This window comes from Microthrixaceae bacterium (assembly GCA_023957975.1).
Taxonomy (GTDB): domain Bacteria; phylum Actinomycetota; class Acidimicrobiia; order Acidimicrobiales; family Microtrichaceae; genus JAMLGM01.
Genome location: JAMLGM010000010.1, coordinates 1 through 17185 on the forward strand (window position 1 = coordinate 1; position 17185 = coordinate 17185).

Below are 17185 nucleotides of genomic sequence, written 5' to 3' on the forward strand. Positions count from 1 at the left end.
ACTTCGATAACCAGCGTTCCACTCAGCGCGGGCCAACAATTCGTCGAAAGTGATGATCTGAGGGTCAATGATGTTACGACGAAACATTTCGAAGCTGCGAAATTTGCTGTCGACGACGCCGCCATGCTGTCCGGTCAGCTGGTCGAGCGAACCGACGACGACATATGAACGGGGGCGCAGGAGGTAGGTGCCTGAGGAAAGCACTTCGCCCTCGTCAGATTTGTCAGCCAAAAAGGTCCCGAGACTCTCGCAAGCGGCTTGGACTGTTTGCTGGATCTGTACGACTGCACCAGTTAGGTGCTTTGAAGGACCCCAGCAGTCGGCACGGTACTCAGAATTCTGTAGCAGTTCTGTCCGGTGGTGTTTGATTTCTGCGAAGACCATTGAGCTGATGAACCCGGCGCTTCGGAGCAGAGCATCGACCCGCTTTCCGGAGCTATCGATGTTGTGTCCACGGCCCGTTTGTTCAAGTCGCCTCGGGTCCCAAGCAGTCAAGAGCTGCTGTCCAAGCCCAACACCCAGCACCCACTGGTTGTCTTCAAGCAACTTCTGCCAAGCTCGTTCCTCGCCGCCTGCAGCACTGCTCGCAGTGTCGAACGCCTCATCATCCGCTAGCCACTGGCGCATGGTGTCGACTACATCGCGCCGGCGTCGCAGGGCAATGATGTCCTCAGCGTCGGCGTCGCTCTCGACGACTGCGCGAAAGCTACCTGGGTCCTTCCTGTAGAACTCAGCCACGGCACCCGGGTCGGAAAACACGGCATCGAGAAGGTCGTCGTCGACGCGTACGCCTTTGTCGCCCTCCACCGGGATCGAGTCGAGCGATTTGATCACACTGATCAGCTTCGCGGCCTGTGAACGATCCAGGGTCAGCAGGTTCTCGAGCTGCGATGACTCTCCGTTCACCTTGACCTTCTGCAGCCGAATCCTCCGTACGGCTCCGCGCTCCCGTGCGATATGCATTTCGATCTGTACGCGCTTCGCTTCCGTCACGTGAATGACCTCACAACTCGTCTCCCACCCGTCGCCATCTTCGACCTCCACCTCGTCGAACACGCGATGCAGATACCGGCCGGGGTGCCCGCTGTCGCTACCGAATCGCGTAGAAAAGCTCTTGGTGAGGTACGTGCGAGTCGGAAGTCTGCCAAGCGCGTATGTCACGTCGGTAACGACGCCGTCGTCGAAATCAATCACCGAAGAAGCCCTCCCACCTCGTGTCACTTCGCCACACGGTGCGCCTGGAGTCACGGCCAGGCGCCACAGCAGTCGAATATAGGGGAAGGGATCCCCGAATTCAGGGGAACCCTCCCGCTGAATTCAGGGGAAACCCCCGAAGTGGAGCTGGGGAGAATCGAACTCCCGTCCGCTCGGCGGTCACTTGACCTGCTACGACTATTCCCGTGAATGTGGCTCTACGGCTGCCACGCCGCCGGGTCAGTTGAACCGAGGTTCACCGCCGGGTCTTTCCCCGATGCCAGTGGTCTTTCTCACCGTCAGCGGTCTCTCCCTGCTGTCCACCGCTACTTCTGTTGCCGGGCTGTAGCGATCTGGCCCCGTGCGGCATTGCTGCTCACGATGTCTCTCTAGACCTGATCAGATCAGGCGGCGAGAGCGAAGTCGCTATTGGCGCTTCTTTTGGTTGCCCTGTTTAACGAGTCTGAGCAACTCGAGTCGCATGAACAAGCTTCCGGTCCCAACGTCGAAACCCTTCAGCCCCTTGTTTGTGGCCTTCACGGTAGCGGTGGACGGCGCGTCCCGGCGAAACATTTCGAAGAGCCAGCTCAGCGTCGTCGTCGCGACGTGCGTCACGACCTCGGCTCGCGTGGTGACGCCCTACGCTCCGACCATGCCTGAGTACTCGATCCGCGATCTGACAAGTGCCGATCTCGCGAGCGCCACGGTCATCAACAATGCGAACGTCCCTGCGGTCGGAGCCGCCGATGAGGCCAAGATGGCGCACCTCTGCGAACTGGCCGAGGTGGCCCTCGCCGTCGTCGACGCGAACGACGTCGTGGTCGGCTTCTGTGTGGTGCTTCCAGCCGGCACGGCGTATGAGAGTGTGAACTACCGGTGGTTCGGTGAGCGTTTCGATGATTTCGTTTACCTGGACCGCGTCGCGTTCGCAGCATCAGCGTGCAACCAGGGGCTGGGCACGCGGCTCTATGGCGAGGTCGAACGGCGGGTGAGCGCTGCGCAGTTCTGTTGCGAGGTGAACCTGCGACCTCGCAACGACGGGTCGCTGCGGTTTCATGAGCGCCTGGGATTCGCCGAGGTCGGCCAATTGGAGACCGACTACGGCGTGCTCGTGAGCCTCCTCGCGAAACCGCTCAGGTCGGCTGGGGAGTAGGTCCAGTGTGTCGAGGACACCACGGAGTAATTCGGTATCTCGTGCCACTCCATGTCGGCTCGCCGGTCTTGAGTTGCGGATTTGCCGGGTTGCCGTTGCGGATTCACCAGGTTGAGCAGCGCAGCGATGCCTCGCCGTCCTCGAGCAGTATCTGACGAGCGGTGGTCCCGTTGTAGGGTCGCTCGGGTCGAAGGATCGCTCGACGGCACCTTGGGTGTCGGCGCGTTGCTCGCCGGTCTCGTTGGGAGTGGACATGCAGATTTCGATGACGTTGCCGACGATGCTGCCGCACGGTCGCCGTGAGGTGGTCGAGTGGTGCCACGCCGTCGACGAGGGGCCATTTTCGAGTCTGGCGGTGCCCGAGCGCGTGACCTTCCCGAGCCACCACTGGGTCGTCGAACTCTCGGCGGCCGCCGCGCTCACGCAACGGGTTCGGCTCTGGACCACCATCGTGGTGTTGCCCGCACACGACGAGGTCGATGTCGCCAAGCAACTCGCATCCATCGATCGATTGTGTGAGGGGCGTCTCACCGTCGGCGTCGGTGTCGGCGGTCGCGATCACGACTACTTGGCGATCGGAGGGTCCCCGCGCCGCAAGTGGCAACGACTGGACGAGCAGGTGGCTCGCATGCGCTCGATCTGGGCCGGTGATCCGCCATTCGAGGGCGCAGATCCGGTCGGGCCCCCGCCGGTTCAATTTGGTGGGCCGCCATTGGTGTCGGGGTCGATGGGCCCCAAGGCGCTGGCCCGGGCAGCACGATGGGCGGACGGCATCGACGATGCATCGACCATCTTTCGGGTCGAGGCCGATGCGACGGCCGCAGCGTTCGAGCGCATCCGCACCGCGTGGACCGACGCCGGACGCAGCGATCGTCCACACATCTCGGTGAGCGTTTGGTATGCGCTCGGCGACGGCTCACAGGAGCGGCTTCGCGACTACGCGTACCGCTACTTGAGGATCATGGGCGAGGGGTTTGCGAAGTCGTGCGCCGGTCTGGTCGAGTGCTACACGCCAGAAGCGCTTCGTGGCGCCGTGGCGACCCTGCGAGACCTCGGGTGCGACGAGCTCTTCCTGGTACCGACGACGGCGGATGTGACCGAACTCGACCGAACCCGCGAAGCCCTCGGCATGTGAGAAGCCCTCGGCATGTGAGACGCCCTCGGCATTTGAAAGGCAACCCACGACATGGCTGATCAACCCCCGACCCCCGACCCCGTCCATCGGGTCGGACGCGAGCGCGACGAGCGTCGCCGCGTCGAACGCCTCAACGAGGCCCAGTCTCGAGCGTCGGAGTTGTTCGACATCGTCGAGCGCGAGGGGGTGATCGTTGCCGGCATCACCGAAGCCGAAGCCAGTCGACGGATCGCTGCCATCGCTGCCGATCGGTTCGGGGTCGTCAATCATTGGCACAAGCGCATCGTTCGCTCGGGGCCAAACACTCTCGCCACCTACCGGGCGGACCCGCCCGACCGGGTCATCGAAGCCGACGACATCGTGTTCGGTGACTTCGGGCCGATCTTCGACGGGTGGGAAGCCGACTTCGGGCGCACGTGGGTCATCGGTGATGATCCGGTCAAGCTGCGCCTACGAGACGACCTTGAGGCGATCTTCGACCTGGGGGTCGCGTTCGCCAACACCCGTGCCGACGTGACCGGGGCGGAGCTGTATGGATACGTCGTGGGTGAGGCGCTGCGCCGTGGCTGGACGTTCGGCAACTTCCACTGTGGCCATCTCGTCGGCGAGTTTCCCCACGACGACTTGGAATCGTCGCATCCCCACGCGCATCTTGCTGCGAGCAACGACGCCCCGTTGCGGTGTCTCGACCCGGCCGGATTGGCCGCCCATTGGATTCTCGAGATCCATCTCGTGGACGAGGCCTTGGAAATCGGCGGGTTCTTTGAACAACTCCTCCCGCTGGAACAGACGACCCTATACCCATAGGGGTATACTGGGGTCGGTACGAGACCACCATCTTGCGAAGGGATTCGAACATGAGCGAACACACCGCAGCAGTCGATTGGGAACGAGGCGACAAACCCTTCGGTCCCGACTACGACCGGACCCACGTGTGGACCTTCGACAGTGGAGTGACCGTGCCGGCGTCATCCGCCCCGGGGCTGAACGGCGACCCCAGCCGCGTCGATCCTGAGGAGGCGCTCGTCGCCGCCCTCGCCGGGTGCCACATGATGTGGTTCCTTTTCCTTGCCCAGGCCGAGGGGCTCGTCGTCGATTACTACAGCGACGACGCGGTCGGGACCATGGAACGCGTCGATCGCGGGATCCAGGCGATCACCAGGATCGAACTGCGCCCGACCGTCGAATGGTCCGGCGACGCCCCGACGGCCGACGTCGTCGACCGCCTGCACCATGAGGCCCATCGGCGCTGCAACATCGCCAACTCCATCAAGGCCGAGGTCACCATCTCCTCGCGCTGAGCCGGCGGCGACCCTCCGACGACCGATCAGGCGCCGTACTTGAGGCGTCGGCCCATCTCGTTGCGGGCCTCTCGCTCGGCGTCCTTCTTCGCGATGTCCTGGCGGCGGTCGCCCTTGGTCTTACCCTTGGCCAGGGCGATCTCCACTTTGATGCGCCCATCTTTGAAGTAGATCCGCGTCGGCACGATCGAGAGCCGATCGGCCATCTGCTTGCGGCGGATCTTGTCGATCTCGCGCCGATGCAACAGCAGCTTTCGGACCCGAAGCGGATCGTGGCCTGAATGGGTCTGGCTGAACGCGTACGGCGCGATGTGCAGATTGTGAATCCACAGTTCGCCGTTGGAGATCTGACAGAACGCCTCTTTGATCTGCACCTGCGCCTCGCGCATCGCCTTCACTTCGCTTCCGCGCAAAACGATGCCGGCCTCGAACTCGTCGAGGAGGTGATAGTCGTGGCGGGCGGCCCGATTGGTCGCGACCACCTTGATCTCGGGCGTTTCCATAAGGGAGCCATGCTACCCGTGGCCCGAGCGCGCCGATCGAGCGGCCTATCGTGATGACGTGTTGCGCCTCACCGTCGATATCCACCGTGCGATGCTCGCCCACGCCTTCGACGGACTGCCCGACGAGGCCTGCGGGCTGATGGTCGGGTCGCTCGGAGGCGACGACGGCGTCGCGTCACTCGTTCGCTTCGAGCCATGTCGCAACGCGGCGCAGTCGTCGCGGATCTACTCGATCGATCCCAAGGAGTGGATGCGCATCGAGCGCGACGCCGACGACGACGAACTCGACATCGTCGGGGTGATGCACAGCCACACCCACACCGAGCCGTATCCGTCGGTCACCGACGTCGACCAGGCTCCCGACCCCGCGTGGCACTACGTGATCGTGTCGCTGCGCGATTCGTCGCCGATCCTGCGTTCCTATCGCATCGTCGACGGTGAAATCATCGAAGAACCGGTGGAGATCGTTCCCGCCTGACCCGGCCGACGCCAGCGGGGAACCTGCTCGGATTTCTTACCAAAAGGGTCGGGATTTAGACTGGGCGAGTCCCGGCAGTCGCGAGGTATGCCCGAATGACCATCTTCTCTTCCGTGTTCGACATGATCGGCAATACGCCGATGGTGGACGTGTCGCGTCTCAGCCCGAATCCCGACGTGCGGATCCTGGCGAAGATGGAGGGGCAGAACCCTGGCGGCTCGGTGAAGGACCGCATCGCCCGCCAGATGATCCTCGAGGCCGAAAAGGACGGACGCCTCACCCCCGGGGCAACGCTGCTCGAACCGTCCTCGGGCAACACCGGCATCGCGCTCGCCATGATCTGCCAGGAGCGCGGCTACCACCTCAAGATCCTCATGCCCGAGTCGGTGTCGATCGAACGCCGCCAGATGCTCGAGGTGTTCGGAGCCGAAATCACCCTCACCCCGGGCGGCGAAGGTTCGAACGGCGCGGTGCGTCGGGCCGTCGCGCTCGCCGAGGAACATCCCGAGTGGGTGTTCCTCTACCAGTACGCGAACGAGGCCAACCCGCGGGCCCACTATCTGACGACCGGGCCGGAGATCTGGGCGGACTGCCCCGAGATCACCCATTTCGTGGCGGGCCTTGGCACCTCGGGGACGCTGCTCGGCGTCGGCACCTACCTCAAGGAACGAAACGCGAACGTGCAGATCCTCGCCGTCGAGCCTCCCGCCGGTGAGCTCGTCGAAGGGCTTCGCTCCCTTGATGACGGCTACATCCCGCCGGTGTTCGAGAAATGGAAGGGTCTCGAGTTGCTGAACGGCAAGTCGATCGTGCGCCCACTCGAATCGCTTGAATACGCCCGCAAGCTCACCACCGTGGGGGTGTTTCCCGGCATCTCGGCGGGTGCGGCGTTCGCCGGAGCCTGCAAGGTCGCCAACCGCATCGACTCGGGCACGATCGTGTTCATCGTCAGCGACTACGGCTGGAAGTACCTCTCCACCGGAGCCTTCACCGACGACCTCGAACAGGCCGCGGCCAACGCCGAGTCGATCATCTACTTCTGAGCCCGCACTTCCTCGGCGGAGAACCACCAATTTGCGGTGTGGCCGCCCTAATGTCGACCGTACTGTCGGCTGGGAGGGTTGCTCGTGCGAGCGCGAGGTTCTCGAGGACGAGTTGGTCGTGGAGGTGTGTTCGTCGGCGCGGGCGTGCGCAGCCGAATCGACCCCGTGATCGAACAGTTGACCCGCACCCGAGCCCCGTCGAACGGTGAAACCGACGAGCCGACAGCAGCAGCCGAGGCGGCATCGACGGCCGCGGCAACCGAGGCCTTGTCGCTGTTTCAGGCAACCAATGACGAAGAGTTCAGCCGCGTTCGTCTCGACAACGAACAGGTCCATGCGGACGAAGTGGCGGCGACCGAAGCTGCGGGTCGAGCCGGCGAGCGCCCGACCGCTCGTCCGGTGTTGTTCGGGCGCCTCGATCTGGTCGACCCCGAAGGTCTCACCGAGACGGTGTATCTGGGCCCGGCGGGGCGATGGGACGCGAAGTCGGGACGTCAGCTCGTCGTCGACTGGCGCAGCGATCTGGGTGCGACCTTCAACCGTGCAACACGGCACGACCCCATGGGCGTCGGCCGGCGCAGGGTTGTGGCGATGCGCGACGACGAGGTTGTCGGCGTTCACGACGAGACGTTGACCGACGGGTTCCACGCAGGCGACCCGGGCGACGCCATGCAACTCGTACTCGACCTGACCGACGGCTCGAACCCTCCGTCGCTCACGCAGCCGGTCACTTCAGCGGTTACCGCAGCGGTCACGCCGGTGGGAATCTTCGATCTGGGTCTCTCCACCGACGGCGATGTCAGCGGTCCCGCAGCGGAGTGGGCCAACTCGGCCGGTCGGCCATCGGTGTGGGCGAGCGAGGTCGAACTCGACCGAATCGGTGTTTCGCTTCGCCACCCGGTCGGGCTCGTTTCGGCGCTGTCCCGGCCGACCGCACAACGCCGTGGCCATGTCCTTGAGACCATGCAGGCCGACCAGGACTGGCTCGTGCGTTGCGACCCGACCACGGCGATCGTGATCGAGGGCCCGGCCGGCACCGGCAAGACCACGGTCGGGTTGCACCGTGTGGCCTGGGTTCTGCATGAACTGGGGGTCGGCGCACCAGGTACGGCCGCGAGCGCGCTCGTGTTGACGCCCAACGAGTCGGCGCGCCAACACGCGCTCGAAGTGCTCGAAGGGCTCGGCGTGTCCAGTGCTTCGGTCGACACGATCGAAACGCTCCTCGGGCACAAGGCAGGCGACCCGGCGGCGGGTGCTCAAACGCTTTCGCGGCCCCGAGCCGACGACGAAGCGGAAGCCCTCAAAGGCGACGTGCGACTCGCTGGGCTACTGCGGGTCGCGGTCTGGATGGGCTGTCGCGCCAACGCGGTCACGGTCGTGGAACGCGGCGTGCGCGCCGTGCTCGGGCGGGCGAGGGTTGAGGCGATCATCGAGTCGGTGTTCGACACCGGGGTGTCCTACGACGACGGCCGCCACGGCGTGATGGCCACCCTTGCCACCGAACTCGCCGATCAGATCATCGCCCGTAAGGTCGATGGCCTTGACGGCGGTGCCTTCGGTCTCGCCCCCCAAGCCGACCAGAACGCCGCGAGCGCGTCGGAACGACGCGTGGCGATGGTGCAGCGAATCGCTCGAGAGTTGCGCTCGTCTGGGCAACTCGATGCGCTGTTGCCGGATCAGCAGGCGGCCGAGGTGTTGGAACGGCTGCTGGGCGACGACGGTTTCCGGCAGCGGGCCAACGACGATCTGAGCGCCGCTGAGGTGGCGCTCCTGGGTCGTTCGAAGGGTGCGATACGCGCCTGGACCGCCGCGGATCTGGTCTTGATCGACGAGCTTTCCTTCATCCTTCACGGCCGATCCGATCGCTTCGATCACGTCTTCGTCGACGATGCGACCGACCTGTCGCCGATGCAATGGCGGTGCGTGGAGCGGCGCCTGCTCGGCGAATCGATCACGATCGCCGGCGATCTCGGCCAGGACGTTTCGCCGTGGAGCGACGGCACCACAGACCGGTCGTGGTCGCGCATCGGCGAACTGCTTGAGTTGGAAAACGGCCTGGACGTGAAGCGTTGTGTGCTCGCCTACCGTCGCCCGCTCGATCTCGACGATCCCGTCGCGGTGCTCGAACCGATACCGATCGAGGAGCGCAGTGTCGAGCCGGGCGAAGTGGAGCAGTGGATTCTGCAGACAGTCATTGAACGGGCGGAAACCGGGGGGAGTGTGGTCGTGATCACCGAAGAATCAAATGTCATACGTATCGACCGTCTGTTGCGACGACCGGTGCTCAACGACGCTGACATCAGCGTGGTTGCCGATCGGGACATCAGCGGACACGAGGCCGACCACGTGGTGCTCGTGAAACCCACCGAGGTCGTTCGCTCTGACGGAGAGCGCGGTCGCCGCCGACTTCGCAGGGCGTTGAGCCGAGCGACGCATTCGGTGACGGTGATCGCGGAGCGTGACTCGGTCTCGGCTCGCGATCTCGTGTCTCGAAGCGTGCCGCGCCCGGCCGCCACCGGGGCGTCGGAGTTGCTCGAGTTCGCGTTGCTGGTCCGCCTGCGCGCTGCCCTGTCGGTGGGCGCCATCATCGAGACGGTCAGTCATGGCCGCCGTTTCCGAATCGAGTCGATCGGCGACGTCGGCGTCGTGTTGTCGCCGGCAACCCCCGGCATCGCCCGCGCCGGGGCAACCGATCGCGTCACCCTGGTGCCGGCCTGGATGTTTCGCGAGACCTGGCGACTTCTCGGCGAACGAACCACACTGCGCCAGAGTGATCTCGCCGCCGGGACCTTCGGCGACCCGGTCGCTCACAGCGCCGAGGTGTTCGCCGTGCTCGCGAGGCTTGCCACGGTCGAGGTCGTCAACGCGAACCCGGCGGAACTGCGACGCCTCGAAATCACGGGGCCATGGCGTTGGTGACTCAGCGCTCGGCGATCAGCAGGTTCTGTGTGGCGGCGCCGATACGGCCGGTGGCGTCGTAGAGCGCGCCTTCGGCCACAGCCGTCCCGCCCGGCTGCAGCCACGTGCGGGCATCGTTCGCCACCCAGTCGCCGACCGGGAGCCGGTGCAGGTTCACCGTGAGGTCCGGGTTGATGAACAGGTGCGTCTCGATGGAAACGACACTTGAGATGCCGTTTCCGAAATCGGCGGGGATCATGACGCGGGTGAGCGGTGAAATGGGTTCATCGTCGACGAGGGGCTTGTGAACCCGGAACCAGAAGGTCGCAGGGCCGGGTACGAGTGGTGATCCGCTGACCGCCCGAATCTCCAGCCCGTCGAGGATGCCGACGCCGCGCTCGACGAGCGGATCGGCGAGGTGCTGGCCCTCATGGGACGCGAACGGTACCCCCGGCGCCGGTTCGCTGAGGGGCGCGCTCGGCGCTGCGTTGCGAATGCGAAGCGCCGTCGCCCGTGCGACCTCGACGCCCTCGTGGCGAAGGGACACCCCGATCAGACGCACTCGCTTCCCTGGTCGCAGCATCGTGGTTTCGACGTTCAGAAACGACAGCGGGACTGGCCGCAGCAACTCGATCGTGAACCGTATGGTCGACAGGTCGGGATCGGGGTCGAAGCGCTCGACCTCGTGGCCGATGAGGGCCGCCACCGGTCCGCCGTGGGCCGCACCCGGATCCCACGGACCACGCGACAGGGCGGTTCCGACGTAGCCGTCGCGGTGTGTTTCGAAAAAGGAGTGGGGAATCTCGGCCATGTCTCCACCATGTCCGCCCGGCCCGTCGACTGGCAATCCCGGGCGGGTGCTACAGCGCTTTGCGGAACACGTCGAAGTAGAGGTCATCGCGTCGCGGCAGGCCGAAACGTTCGTCTCCGTAGGGGAACGGCTGGGTCTCGCCTGTGGGTTCGAAGCCGCGCCGCAGATACCACGCCTGGAGGTCGTCGCGCTGGTGGAGCACTTCGAGTTCCAGCGATGGGCAGTGCCACTCGCGGGCCTGAGCCTCGGCGGCACCGAGGAGGAGGGCGCCGATTCCGCCGCTCTGGCGTTCGGGGTCGACGGCGAACAGGCCGAAGTGCGCGCCGTCGCGCTCGCTGCCGTCGCTGCGATCGACGCGGACACACCCCAAGATGTTGTCAGCGGTATCCACGGCGACAATCAGCACCGCGTCGTGGGCGGAGATCGCCGCATCGACCTCGGTGGGATCGGTCCGTTGCCCGCCGAGCAGGTGGGATTCGGTGGTCCAGCCGGCGTCGTCGCCACGCCCGCGATAAGCCCGGGTCACGACGTCGACGATGGTGTCGCGATCGTCGGGGACTGCGGCGCGGAGTCGAACGGTACCCAACTGCTGAGTGAACCCGGAGATGAGCGCTTCGATGCCGGATTCAAACACCTGGTGTGCTTCCTCGCTGTGGTGGTCGATGCCCAGCCCGCCGAACCCTCCGACCTCGCCGAGGGTCGACCCCAGCAGGAACCGCACGGTGCAGCGAAACACGGTCGAGGCGAATTCGGGCGCCAACCCCCGGTCGATCAGCACGGTGCGGACATTCGCCGAGGTGACGAGCATGCCCGCCGGCCGCGGGCGTGCCAGAACCAGGCGAAATACCGCTGGGTGCTGGTGGGTGAGCGAGCGAAACGACCAGGCCATCGTCCGCACGGCGTCTTGCCAGCTGGCGTCGTGGCTGGGGAGACGCAGTTCGCTCATCACCCGGTCGGTGACGAGGTCGAGCAACGTTTCCTTGTCGCTGACGTGGTGATAGGTCGACATGGTCGAGGCCCCGAGGCGTTGGGCCAGCCTTCGCATGCTCAACGCCTCTTCGCCCTCCTCATCGAGTAGGGCGAGGGCCTCCTCGACGATGCGTTCACGCGAGAGTGAGACGTTGCTGCTGGTGGAGTCGTGTGCCATCGGATGTCATCGTACGGCGTACGAGCTATGCTGAAGTGATTCGTTTGTACGCCGTACGAATTCGCCGATCAGAGGGGGCTGCGATGGCTGAGAGCCATGACCATGACCACGATGTCAACGATGTCAGTTGGATTATGGAGGAGTACTCCCGTCGCGACCTCGACGAGATCGCTCACGCTGTCGACGTCAACGCGGACGCGTTGTTCACCTGGGATTACGACCGTTCGCGTCCTGCGCTGTCGAAGCTGTATGAGAAGGCGAAGACCTCGCAGTGGAACGGGGCCACCGACCTGCCGTGGGAGATCGAGGTCGACCAGGAGAAGGTCGCCACGATGTTGGTGTCGGGCAACGTCGAGCGCTTCAAGGCGTTGTCGTCGCTGCCGGGTTCGCCGGTGAAGAACTTTGGTGACGCCGAGTGGTTGCAGGTCGGTATCGAGATGCAGAACTGGCAGCTCAGCCAGTTCCTGCACGGTGAGCAGGGTGCGCTGATGTGTACCGGTCTCATCACCGCGACGACGCCGTGGATTGACGCCAAGTATTACGCAGCGACCCAGGTGATGGACGAGGCGCGCCACGTGGAGGTGTTCGCCCGGTATCTCTACGAGAAGCTCAACAGTGCGTATCCGATGAACGCGAATCTCGGAAATCTGATCGACGACACGATTCGTGACTCGCGTTGGGACATCACCTATCTCGGCATGCAGATCATGGTGGAGGGGCTTGCGCTTGCGGCGTTCGGTGCGATCCATATGGTGACTCCCGAGCCGTTGCTCAAGCAGCTGTTGCGCTACGTGATGAGCGATGAGGCCCGCCATGTCGCGTTCGGGGTGTTGAGCCTGCAGGAGTACTACCAGGGGCTGAGCGCGGCGGAGCTGCGCGAGCGTCAGGAGTTCGCGTTCGAGGCGGCGGAGCGTCTGCGCAACCGCTTCTTCATGATCGAAGTCTGGGAGCGCATGGGTGTCGAGGCGGCGCCGCTCATCAAGTTGATGCTCGACAACCCGCCGCCCGAGCGCAACGAGTTTCAACACATGCTGTTTTCGAAGATCGTGCCGAACTGCAAGAAGCTCGGTCTCCTCGATGCCGGCGACGGGTGGTTGCGGACCAAGTTCGAGGAACTCGGCATCATCCAGTATGAGAACTGGACCGACACCTCTGATGAGTACGAGCAGTTCGCCCTCGAGAACCTTCCCGCTGCCGCAACCGCATAGGGGGTCGACCCAGACGGTCGACGTCGCGATGCGCATGCTTGGTGCTAGCATTGTACGACATGAGGACGCTGTATCTGCGGAACGTGCCGGACGACGTCGGTGAACGATTGGAGCGCTTGGCGAAGCGGGCGGGGATGTCCGTCTCAGCGTTCGCGACCCGGGAGCTGGCGATGATCGCCCGTCGGGAGGGCAATCCCGCCCTGCTGGCGGAGCTACCCGACCTCGGGATCGAAGCGGCAGCCGTCGTGGGTGATGTCGAGGCTGGTCGCTCCGAGCGGTGATCGTCATCGATGCCTCGGCGGCGATCCTCGGTCTCCTCAACGACGGCGAGGCGCGTTCAATACTCCGAGAGGGCGCCGTTGCGTGCCCTCACCTGGCTGACTCTGAGGTGGCCCACGCTCTACGGTCGCAAGTCCTGCGAGGCACGCTCGGGGCTGAGGATGCCGGGCGGGCCATCGACGTGTGGCGGCGCCTCGGTATCGAACGGATCGGCGTGTCGGGCCTGCTCCCGCGGATCTGGGAGTTGAGGGAAAATGTGAGCGCCTACGACGCCACCTACGTGGCGGTGGCCGAGGCGCTCGATGCACCGCTTGTCACCGCGGATGGGCGCCTCGCTCAAGCGCCCGGGCCTCGATGCCCGATCACCGTGGTCCCGCGTTGACCGAGGGCAGGGACCGGCTGTGACTCGCGCCTGGCACGAAGGTCGATGTAAGCGAGTACGGGGACGCCCGTCACCGATGACGACGTGTTGGCGCTGATCGACGCTGGCCGTCGCCCTCGCAGCCGTCAGTTGACCATCCGGTCGCGGCCCTCCCAGTAGGGGGCGCGAAGCTGGAACTTCTGCAGCTTGCCGGTTGCCGTGCGCAGGAGTGCCTCGCGCACCTCCACCGAGGTCGGCACCTTGTAGCCAGCCAACGAGTTGCGACACCAAGCCCGCAACTCGGCCTCGACCTCCTCAGGGCCGAGCTGCGACAGGGGACTCCCTGCACGCAACACGACAAGGGCCTTGACTGTCTCACCCCACTTGTCGTCGGGCACGCCGATGACCGCCACCTCATCGACATCCTCGTGGCGGAAAACCACGTCCTCGACCTCGATCGAGCTGACGTTCTCGCCACCCGACACGATCACGTCCTTCTTGCGGTCGCTGATCGTGAGGTACCCGTCGTCGTCGATCGTGCCGCCGTCGCCGGTGTGGAAGTACCCCCGGTAGATCGCCTCGGATGTGGCGCCCGGCTTGTTCCAGTACCCGTTCATGACGTGGTTCGAACGCACGGTCACCTCGCCCATGTCGTCGACGCGCAGGTCGACGCCGAGCAGCGGTGCCCCCGCCCGGCTGAGCCTCACCGCCCGCTCGTGGGCCGACAGATCGTCCCATTCGCTGCGGGATCGGCTCATCGTGATGACCGGTGCGGTCTCGGTGAGCCCGTAGATCTGGATGAACTCCCAGCCAAGTTCCTCCTCGACCCGTTCGATGGTTCGCGTGGGCGGCGGGGCACCCGCCATCACCATGCGGACGCGGTCGCGGCCCGGCACCGGATTGAATCCCTGGGCGGCCTCCAACACCATCGCCCCGACCGCCGGAGCCCCGCACAGATAGGTGACACCGTGAGTGTCGACTCGGCGCAGGATCTCGGCGCCGTCGACCTTGCGCAGGATGACGTGGGTGCCGCCCATCGCCGTGACAGAGAACACCTGACCCCACCCGTTGCAGTGAAACATCGGCAGGGTGTGGAGATAGACGTCGCGGTCGTTCACCCCGAGGGTCCAACCGGCCACCGAGGCGTGAATCCACTCCTGGCGGTGGGTGCACTCGACGCCCTTGGGTCGAGCCGTCGTCCCGGAGGTGTAGTTGATGGTGGCGATCGCATCCTCGTCGGCCTCCCATGGCACGGGGTCGACGCCGAACCGGAACAGCGCGGCATCAGACTCGTCGCCGATGATGAACCGGTGTTCGCAGTCGACATCGGCGAGCGAATCGGCCAACTCCGGATCGATCAACAACACCCGAGCGCCCGATTGCTCGACGATGTAACGAACCTCCTCGGCGGCGAGGCGAAAGTTGACCGGAACGGCAACACGGCCCCATCCACACACCCCGAAGAACGCGACGAGGAGCCGGGCCGAATTGTGGCTGACGATGGCGACGCGGTCGCCGCGGTCGATGCCGAGCGCGTCGAGTCCGGCGGCCATCGCTCGTGCGTGTTCGCCGACCTGGCGATACGTCAGCGGCCCGAGCGGCGGTGCCGGCTGGTCGGGTTCGTCGATGACCGCGACCCGGTCGCCGTAAACGGTCTCGGCCCGGGTGAGGAAGTCCAAGACGTTGAGTTGCACCTTCATTGAGCGCTCCACGGAATTGGCCGTCCCCCTGCGAGACCGGCGGCGATGGCCGTATCTTGCCACGCAGTCGCGGTCGGTAGCTTGGTGGCGATGGTCGTGCCCGCGAATCCTTGTCTCGATGCTCGTGAAACGTGCAGCGAGGAGCCGGCGGATCGCCGGTAGAATCTCGCCACGGCCAATCGTTAGCGAGCATCGTCATGAAGCCCAAGAACCCCACAAAGGAACAGATCCACGTCAGTGCCGAACGGGCAACTCGTGACTCCGCAAAGCTCGAAGGCCGTTCTGTTCCGTCGGGATACCAGCGCTCGACGGTCGTCAAGAAGTACATCGACCGAGTGACCCGGCCGAAGTAGCGGCCAGATGTCGCTTCCGCCCAGCTACGGCGACACCCCGGTCGAGGAAGACGATCTTGCTGCGTTCATCCCCGAGGTGTTGAAGGTTCTCGGCGAATGGCCAACGAAGGCCGACGTCTACGAAATCGAACAAGCGATCCAGACTTTCGTTGCCTCCGAATGGATGACGCGGGTGTTGTACTCAGACGTTGGATTGGCCGAGCTTTGCTCGGACCTTACGCTGATGCAGCTTCACCAGGAGCTTTACGAGGACGTGTGGAGTTGGGCAGGCATTTACCGGACGAAGGAATATTCCATCGGGATAGACCCGCTCCTCATCGTCTCCGCGGTTCGAGACTCTCTTGCCAACGCGTTGTATCGGTGGGAGCACGCTGGAGAATGGACGCCGAAGCGATTCGCCGCGTTTGTGCACGCAGACCTCGTGCGGATTCATCCGTTCGTCGATGGGAACGGCCGAACGACCCGGCTGCTCGCCGATCTGGTCTACCTCGCTGCACAGGGTGACGGTCCCTTCCACGTTTTCGACTGGGACATCAACAAACGTCGCTACATCGACCTTCTTCGGGCATTCGACCGTGATCGCGACGAAGGTCCGCTGTCCGAGTTTCTTGGGGATCTGGAGCTCGACGTGTGACGGGGGAAGTGGGGTGGGTGGCAGCGAAGCCGCTCATCGTGATGACCGCCGCGGTCTCTGTGAACCGTCCCACTGCGGGACCGGCGTCGATGGCCGTATCTTGCCACACAGTCGCGGTCGGTAGCTTGGTGGCGATGGTCGTGCCCGCGAATCCCCGCCTCGATGCCGACGCGCCGATCGCCATGTTCGACTCGGGGTTCGGTGGGCTCACCGTGGCCCGGGCGGTCATCGACCTGTTGCCCCACGAGCCGATCGTGTACCTGGGCGACACCGCGCGCTACCCCTACGGTCCGCGTTCCCAAGACGAGGTGCGGGCGTTCTCCCATCAGATCGCCGAGCATCTCGTCGACGAATGCGGGGCGAAACTGTTGATCGTCGCCTGCAATACCGCGGCGGCGGCAGCGCTCGACGAGTTGCAGGACCGCTTCGACATCCCGGTCATCGGCGTCATCGAGCCGGGGGTTCGTTCGGTGCTCAAGGCGACCGAGAACCGCCGCGTCGGGGTGATCGGCACCGTGGGCACGATTGAATCCGGCGCCTACCAGGACACGGTTGCGGATCACGCGGCCTGCACCGGCCTCGATGACGTGGAGTTGTGCGCGCTGTCGTGTCCCGGTTTCGTCGAGTTCGTCGAGCGGGGCGAGTTCGACAGCCATCAGGTACACGTGCTCGCCGAGCGACTCCTCGCGCCCGCCGTCGAGTTCGGGGTCGACAGCCTCCTGCTCGGCTGCACCCACTACCCGTACCTGGCCCGCACGATCGCCGAGGTCATGGGGCGCGAGGTCGTGTTGGTGTCGAGCGCAGATGAGACGGCCTTCGAGATCGCCGATCTGCTGGTCGAGCGCGGGCTCGATCGCGACGAGGCGGTGCCCACCCCGGCACCCCGGTTTTTGACGACCGGCGACGTCGACTGGTTCCAGCACCTCGGCAGCCGCCTGCTCGGACCCGAGTTGGAACGGGCGGAGCGGGTCACCTTGTAACGTCGGG

General features: G+C 64.9%; 18 protein-coding genes and 1 other RNA gene. 13 read left to right on the forward strand and 6 right to left on the reverse strand.

Features of this window, described 5'->3' with window-relative positions; all coding sequences use genetic code 11:
- Both M9952_13600 and ssrA read right to left on the reverse strand, forming a co-directional pair.
- On the reverse strand, positions 1-1194 hold a 1194-nt coding region (locus M9952_13600), incomplete at its 3' end, for a DUF4263 domain-containing protein (protein ID MCO5313960.1).
- Positions 1195-1333: 139 nt separating this feature from the next.
- Positions 1334-1717: a transfer-messenger RNA gene (gene ssrA, locus M9952_13605) on the reverse strand.
- A 129-nt stretch (positions 1718-1846) separates the two neighbouring features.
- Between ssrA and M9952_13610 the strand changes: the two genes are divergently transcribed.
- From M9952_13610 to M9952_13625, 4 genes are all read left to right on the forward strand, one after another.
- On the forward strand, positions 1847-2347 hold the full coding sequence (locus M9952_13610; GenBank protein MCO5313961.1) for a GNAT family N-acetyltransferase: 501 nt from the start codon (positions 1847-1849) through the stop codon (positions 2345-2347).
- Between the two features lie 253 nt (positions 2348-2600).
- A complete protein-coding gene (locus M9952_13615; protein ID MCO5313962.1) occupies positions 2601-3482 on the forward strand; it encodes an LLM class flavin-dependent oxidoreductase in 882 nt (293 codons plus the stop codon).
- A 51-nt stretch (positions 3483-3533) separates the two neighbouring features.
- Complete coding sequence (locus M9952_13620; GenBank protein MCO5313963.1) at positions 3534-4289, forward strand: aminopeptidase P family protein; 756 nt, start codon at positions 3534-3536, stop codon at positions 4287-4289.
- 50 nt (positions 4290-4339) lie between these two features.
- The gene (locus M9952_13625; protein MCO5313964.1) at positions 4340-4783 is read left to right on the forward strand and encodes an OsmC family protein; all 444 of its coding nucleotides are present in this window, start codon (positions 4340-4342) and stop codon (positions 4781-4783) included.
- 26 nt (positions 4784-4809) lie between these two features.
- On the opposite strand, the gene smpB is transcribed toward M9952_13625, so the two are convergent.
- Complete coding sequence (gene smpB, locus M9952_13630) at positions 4810-5286, reverse strand: SsrA-binding protein SmpB (GenBank protein ID MCO5313965.1); 477 nt, start codon at positions 5284-5286, stop codon at positions 4810-4812.
- A 58-nt stretch (positions 5287-5344) separates the two neighbouring features.
- Here smpB and M9952_13635 point away from each other — a divergent pair, with 58 nt between their 5' ends.
- The 3 genes from M9952_13635 (at position 5345) to M9952_13645 (ending at position 9726) form a co-directional block, all read left to right on the forward strand.
- Positions 5345-5764: a M67 family metallopeptidase gene (locus M9952_13635; protein ID MCO5313966.1), complete on the forward strand. Its 420-nt coding sequence runs from the start codon at positions 5345-5347 to the stop codon at positions 5762-5764.
- 95 nt (positions 5765-5859) lie between these two features.
- Positions 5860-6807 carry a cysteine synthase family protein gene (locus M9952_13640; GenBank protein ID MCO5313967.1) on the forward strand — a complete coding sequence of 316 codons (948 nt, stop codon included), beginning with the start codon at positions 5860-5862 and terminating at the stop codon, positions 6805-6807.
- 126 nt (positions 6808-6933) lie between these two features.
- A complete protein-coding gene (locus tag M9952_13645) occupies positions 6934-9726 on the forward strand; it encodes an AAA family ATPase (GenBank protein MCO5313968.1) in 2793 nt (930 codons plus the stop codon).
- Position 9727: 1 nt separating this feature from the next.
- On the opposite strand, the gene M9952_13650 is transcribed toward M9952_13645, so the two are convergent.
- A complete protein-coding gene (locus M9952_13650; GenBank protein ID MCO5313969.1) occupies positions 9728-10516 on the reverse strand; it encodes a thioesterase family protein in 789 nt (262 codons plus the stop codon).
- Between the two features lie 49 nt (positions 10517-10565).
- The gene (locus tag M9952_13655; protein MCO5313970.1) at positions 10566-11663 is read right to left on the reverse strand and encodes a GNAT family N-acetyltransferase; all 1098 of its coding nucleotides are present in this window, start codon (positions 11661-11663) and stop codon (positions 10566-10568) included.
- Between the two features lie 83 nt (positions 11664-11746).
- On the opposite strand from M9952_13655, the gene M9952_13660 reads away from it, so the two are divergent.
- The 3 genes from M9952_13660 to M9952_13670 are packed head-to-tail and all read left to right on the forward strand — an operon-like array spanning position 11747 to position 13532.
- Complete coding sequence (locus M9952_13660; protein ID MCO5313971.1) at positions 11747-12871, forward strand: ferritin-like domain-containing protein; 1125 nt, start codon at positions 11747-11749, stop codon at positions 12869-12871.
- 59 nt (positions 12872-12930) lie between these two features.
- A complete protein-coding gene (locus M9952_13665) occupies positions 12931-13152 on the forward strand; it encodes a hypothetical protein (protein MCO5313972.1) in 222 nt (73 codons plus the stop codon).
- The gene (locus tag M9952_13670; GenBank protein ID MCO5313973.1) at positions 13149-13532 is read left to right on the forward strand and encodes a type II toxin-antitoxin system VapC family toxin; all 384 of its coding nucleotides are present in this window, start codon (positions 13149-13151) and stop codon (positions 13530-13532) included. Before M9952_13665 ends, M9952_13670 begins: the two co-directional genes overlap by 4 nt.
- A 125-nt stretch (positions 13533-13657) precedes the next feature.
- On the opposite strand, the gene M9952_13675 is transcribed toward M9952_13670, so the two are convergent.
- Positions 13658-15211 carry an AMP-binding protein gene (locus tag M9952_13675; GenBank protein ID MCO5313974.1) on the reverse strand — a complete coding sequence of 518 codons (1554 nt, stop codon included), beginning with the start codon at positions 15209-15211 and terminating at the stop codon, positions 13658-13660.
- 197 nt (positions 15212-15408) lie between these two features.
- Here M9952_13675 and M9952_13680 point away from each other — a divergent pair, with 197 nt between their 5' ends.
- The 3 genes from M9952_13680 to murI all read left to right on the forward strand — a co-directional run bounded on the left by M9952_13680 (position 15409) and on the right by murI (position 17178).
- Entirely contained in the window at positions 15409-15564 is a 156-nt protein-coding gene (locus M9952_13680; protein MCO5313975.1) for a hypothetical protein, read from the forward strand.
- Positions 15565-15571: 7 nt separating this feature from the next.
- Complete coding sequence (locus M9952_13685; protein ID MCO5313976.1) at positions 15572-16198, forward strand: Fic family protein; 627 nt, start codon at positions 15572-15574, stop codon at positions 16196-16198.
- Positions 16199-16332: 134 nt separating this feature from the next.
- A complete protein-coding gene (gene murI, locus M9952_13690; protein MCO5313977.1) occupies positions 16333-17178 on the forward strand; it encodes a glutamate racemase in 846 nt (281 codons plus the stop codon).
- Positions 17179-17185: the final 7 nt, after the last annotated feature.

Coding starts and splice junctions, on each gene's coding strand:
- M9952_13680 (MCO5313975.1), top strand. CDS start 15,409: ATGAAGCCCAAGAACCCCACAAAGGAACAGATCCACGTCAGTGCCGAA.
- M9952_13625 (MCO5313964.1), top strand. CDS start 4,340: ATGAGCGAACACACCGCAGCAGTCGATTGGGAACGAGGCGACAAACCC.
- murI (MCO5313977.1), top strand. CDS start 16,333: ATGGTCGTGCCCGCGAATCCCCGCCTCGATGCCGACGCGCCGATCGCC.
- M9952_13660 (MCO5313971.1), top strand. CDS start 11,747: ATGGCTGAGAGCCATGACCATGACCACGATGTCAACGATGTCAGTTGG.
- smpB (MCO5313965.1), bottom strand. CDS start 5,286: ATGGAAACGCCCGAGATCAAGGTGGTCGCGACCAATCGGGCCGCCCGC.
- M9952_13665 (MCO5313972.1), top strand. CDS start 12,931: ATGAGGACGCTGTATCTGCGGAACGTGCCGGACGACGTCGGTGAACGA.
- M9952_13650 (MCO5313969.1), bottom strand. CDS start 10,516: ATGGCCGAGATTCCCCACTCCTTTTTCGAAACACACCGCGACGGCTAC.
- M9952_13615 (MCO5313962.1), top strand. CDS start 2,601: ATGCAGATTTCGATGACGTTGCCGACGATGCTGCCGCACGGTCGCCGT.
- M9952_13685 (MCO5313976.1), top strand. CDS start 15,572: ATGTCGCTTCCGCCCAGCTACGGCGACACCCCGGTCGAGGAAGACGAT.
- M9952_13610 (MCO5313961.1), top strand. CDS start 1,847: ATGCCTGAGTACTCGATCCGCGATCTGACAAGTGCCGATCTCGCGAGC.
- M9952_13655 (MCO5313970.1), bottom strand. CDS start 11,663: ATGGCACACGACTCCACCAGCAGCAACGTCTCACTCTCGCGTGAACGC.
- M9952_13620 (MCO5313963.1), top strand. CDS start 3,534: ATGGCTGATCAACCCCCGACCCCCGACCCCGTCCATCGGGTCGGACGC.
- M9952_13675 (MCO5313974.1), bottom strand. CDS start 15,211: ATGAAGGTGCAACTCAACGTCTTGGACTTCCTCACCCGGGCCGAGACC.
- M9952_13640 (MCO5313967.1), top strand. CDS start 5,860: ATGACCATCTTCTCTTCCGTGTTCGACATGATCGGCAATACGCCGATG.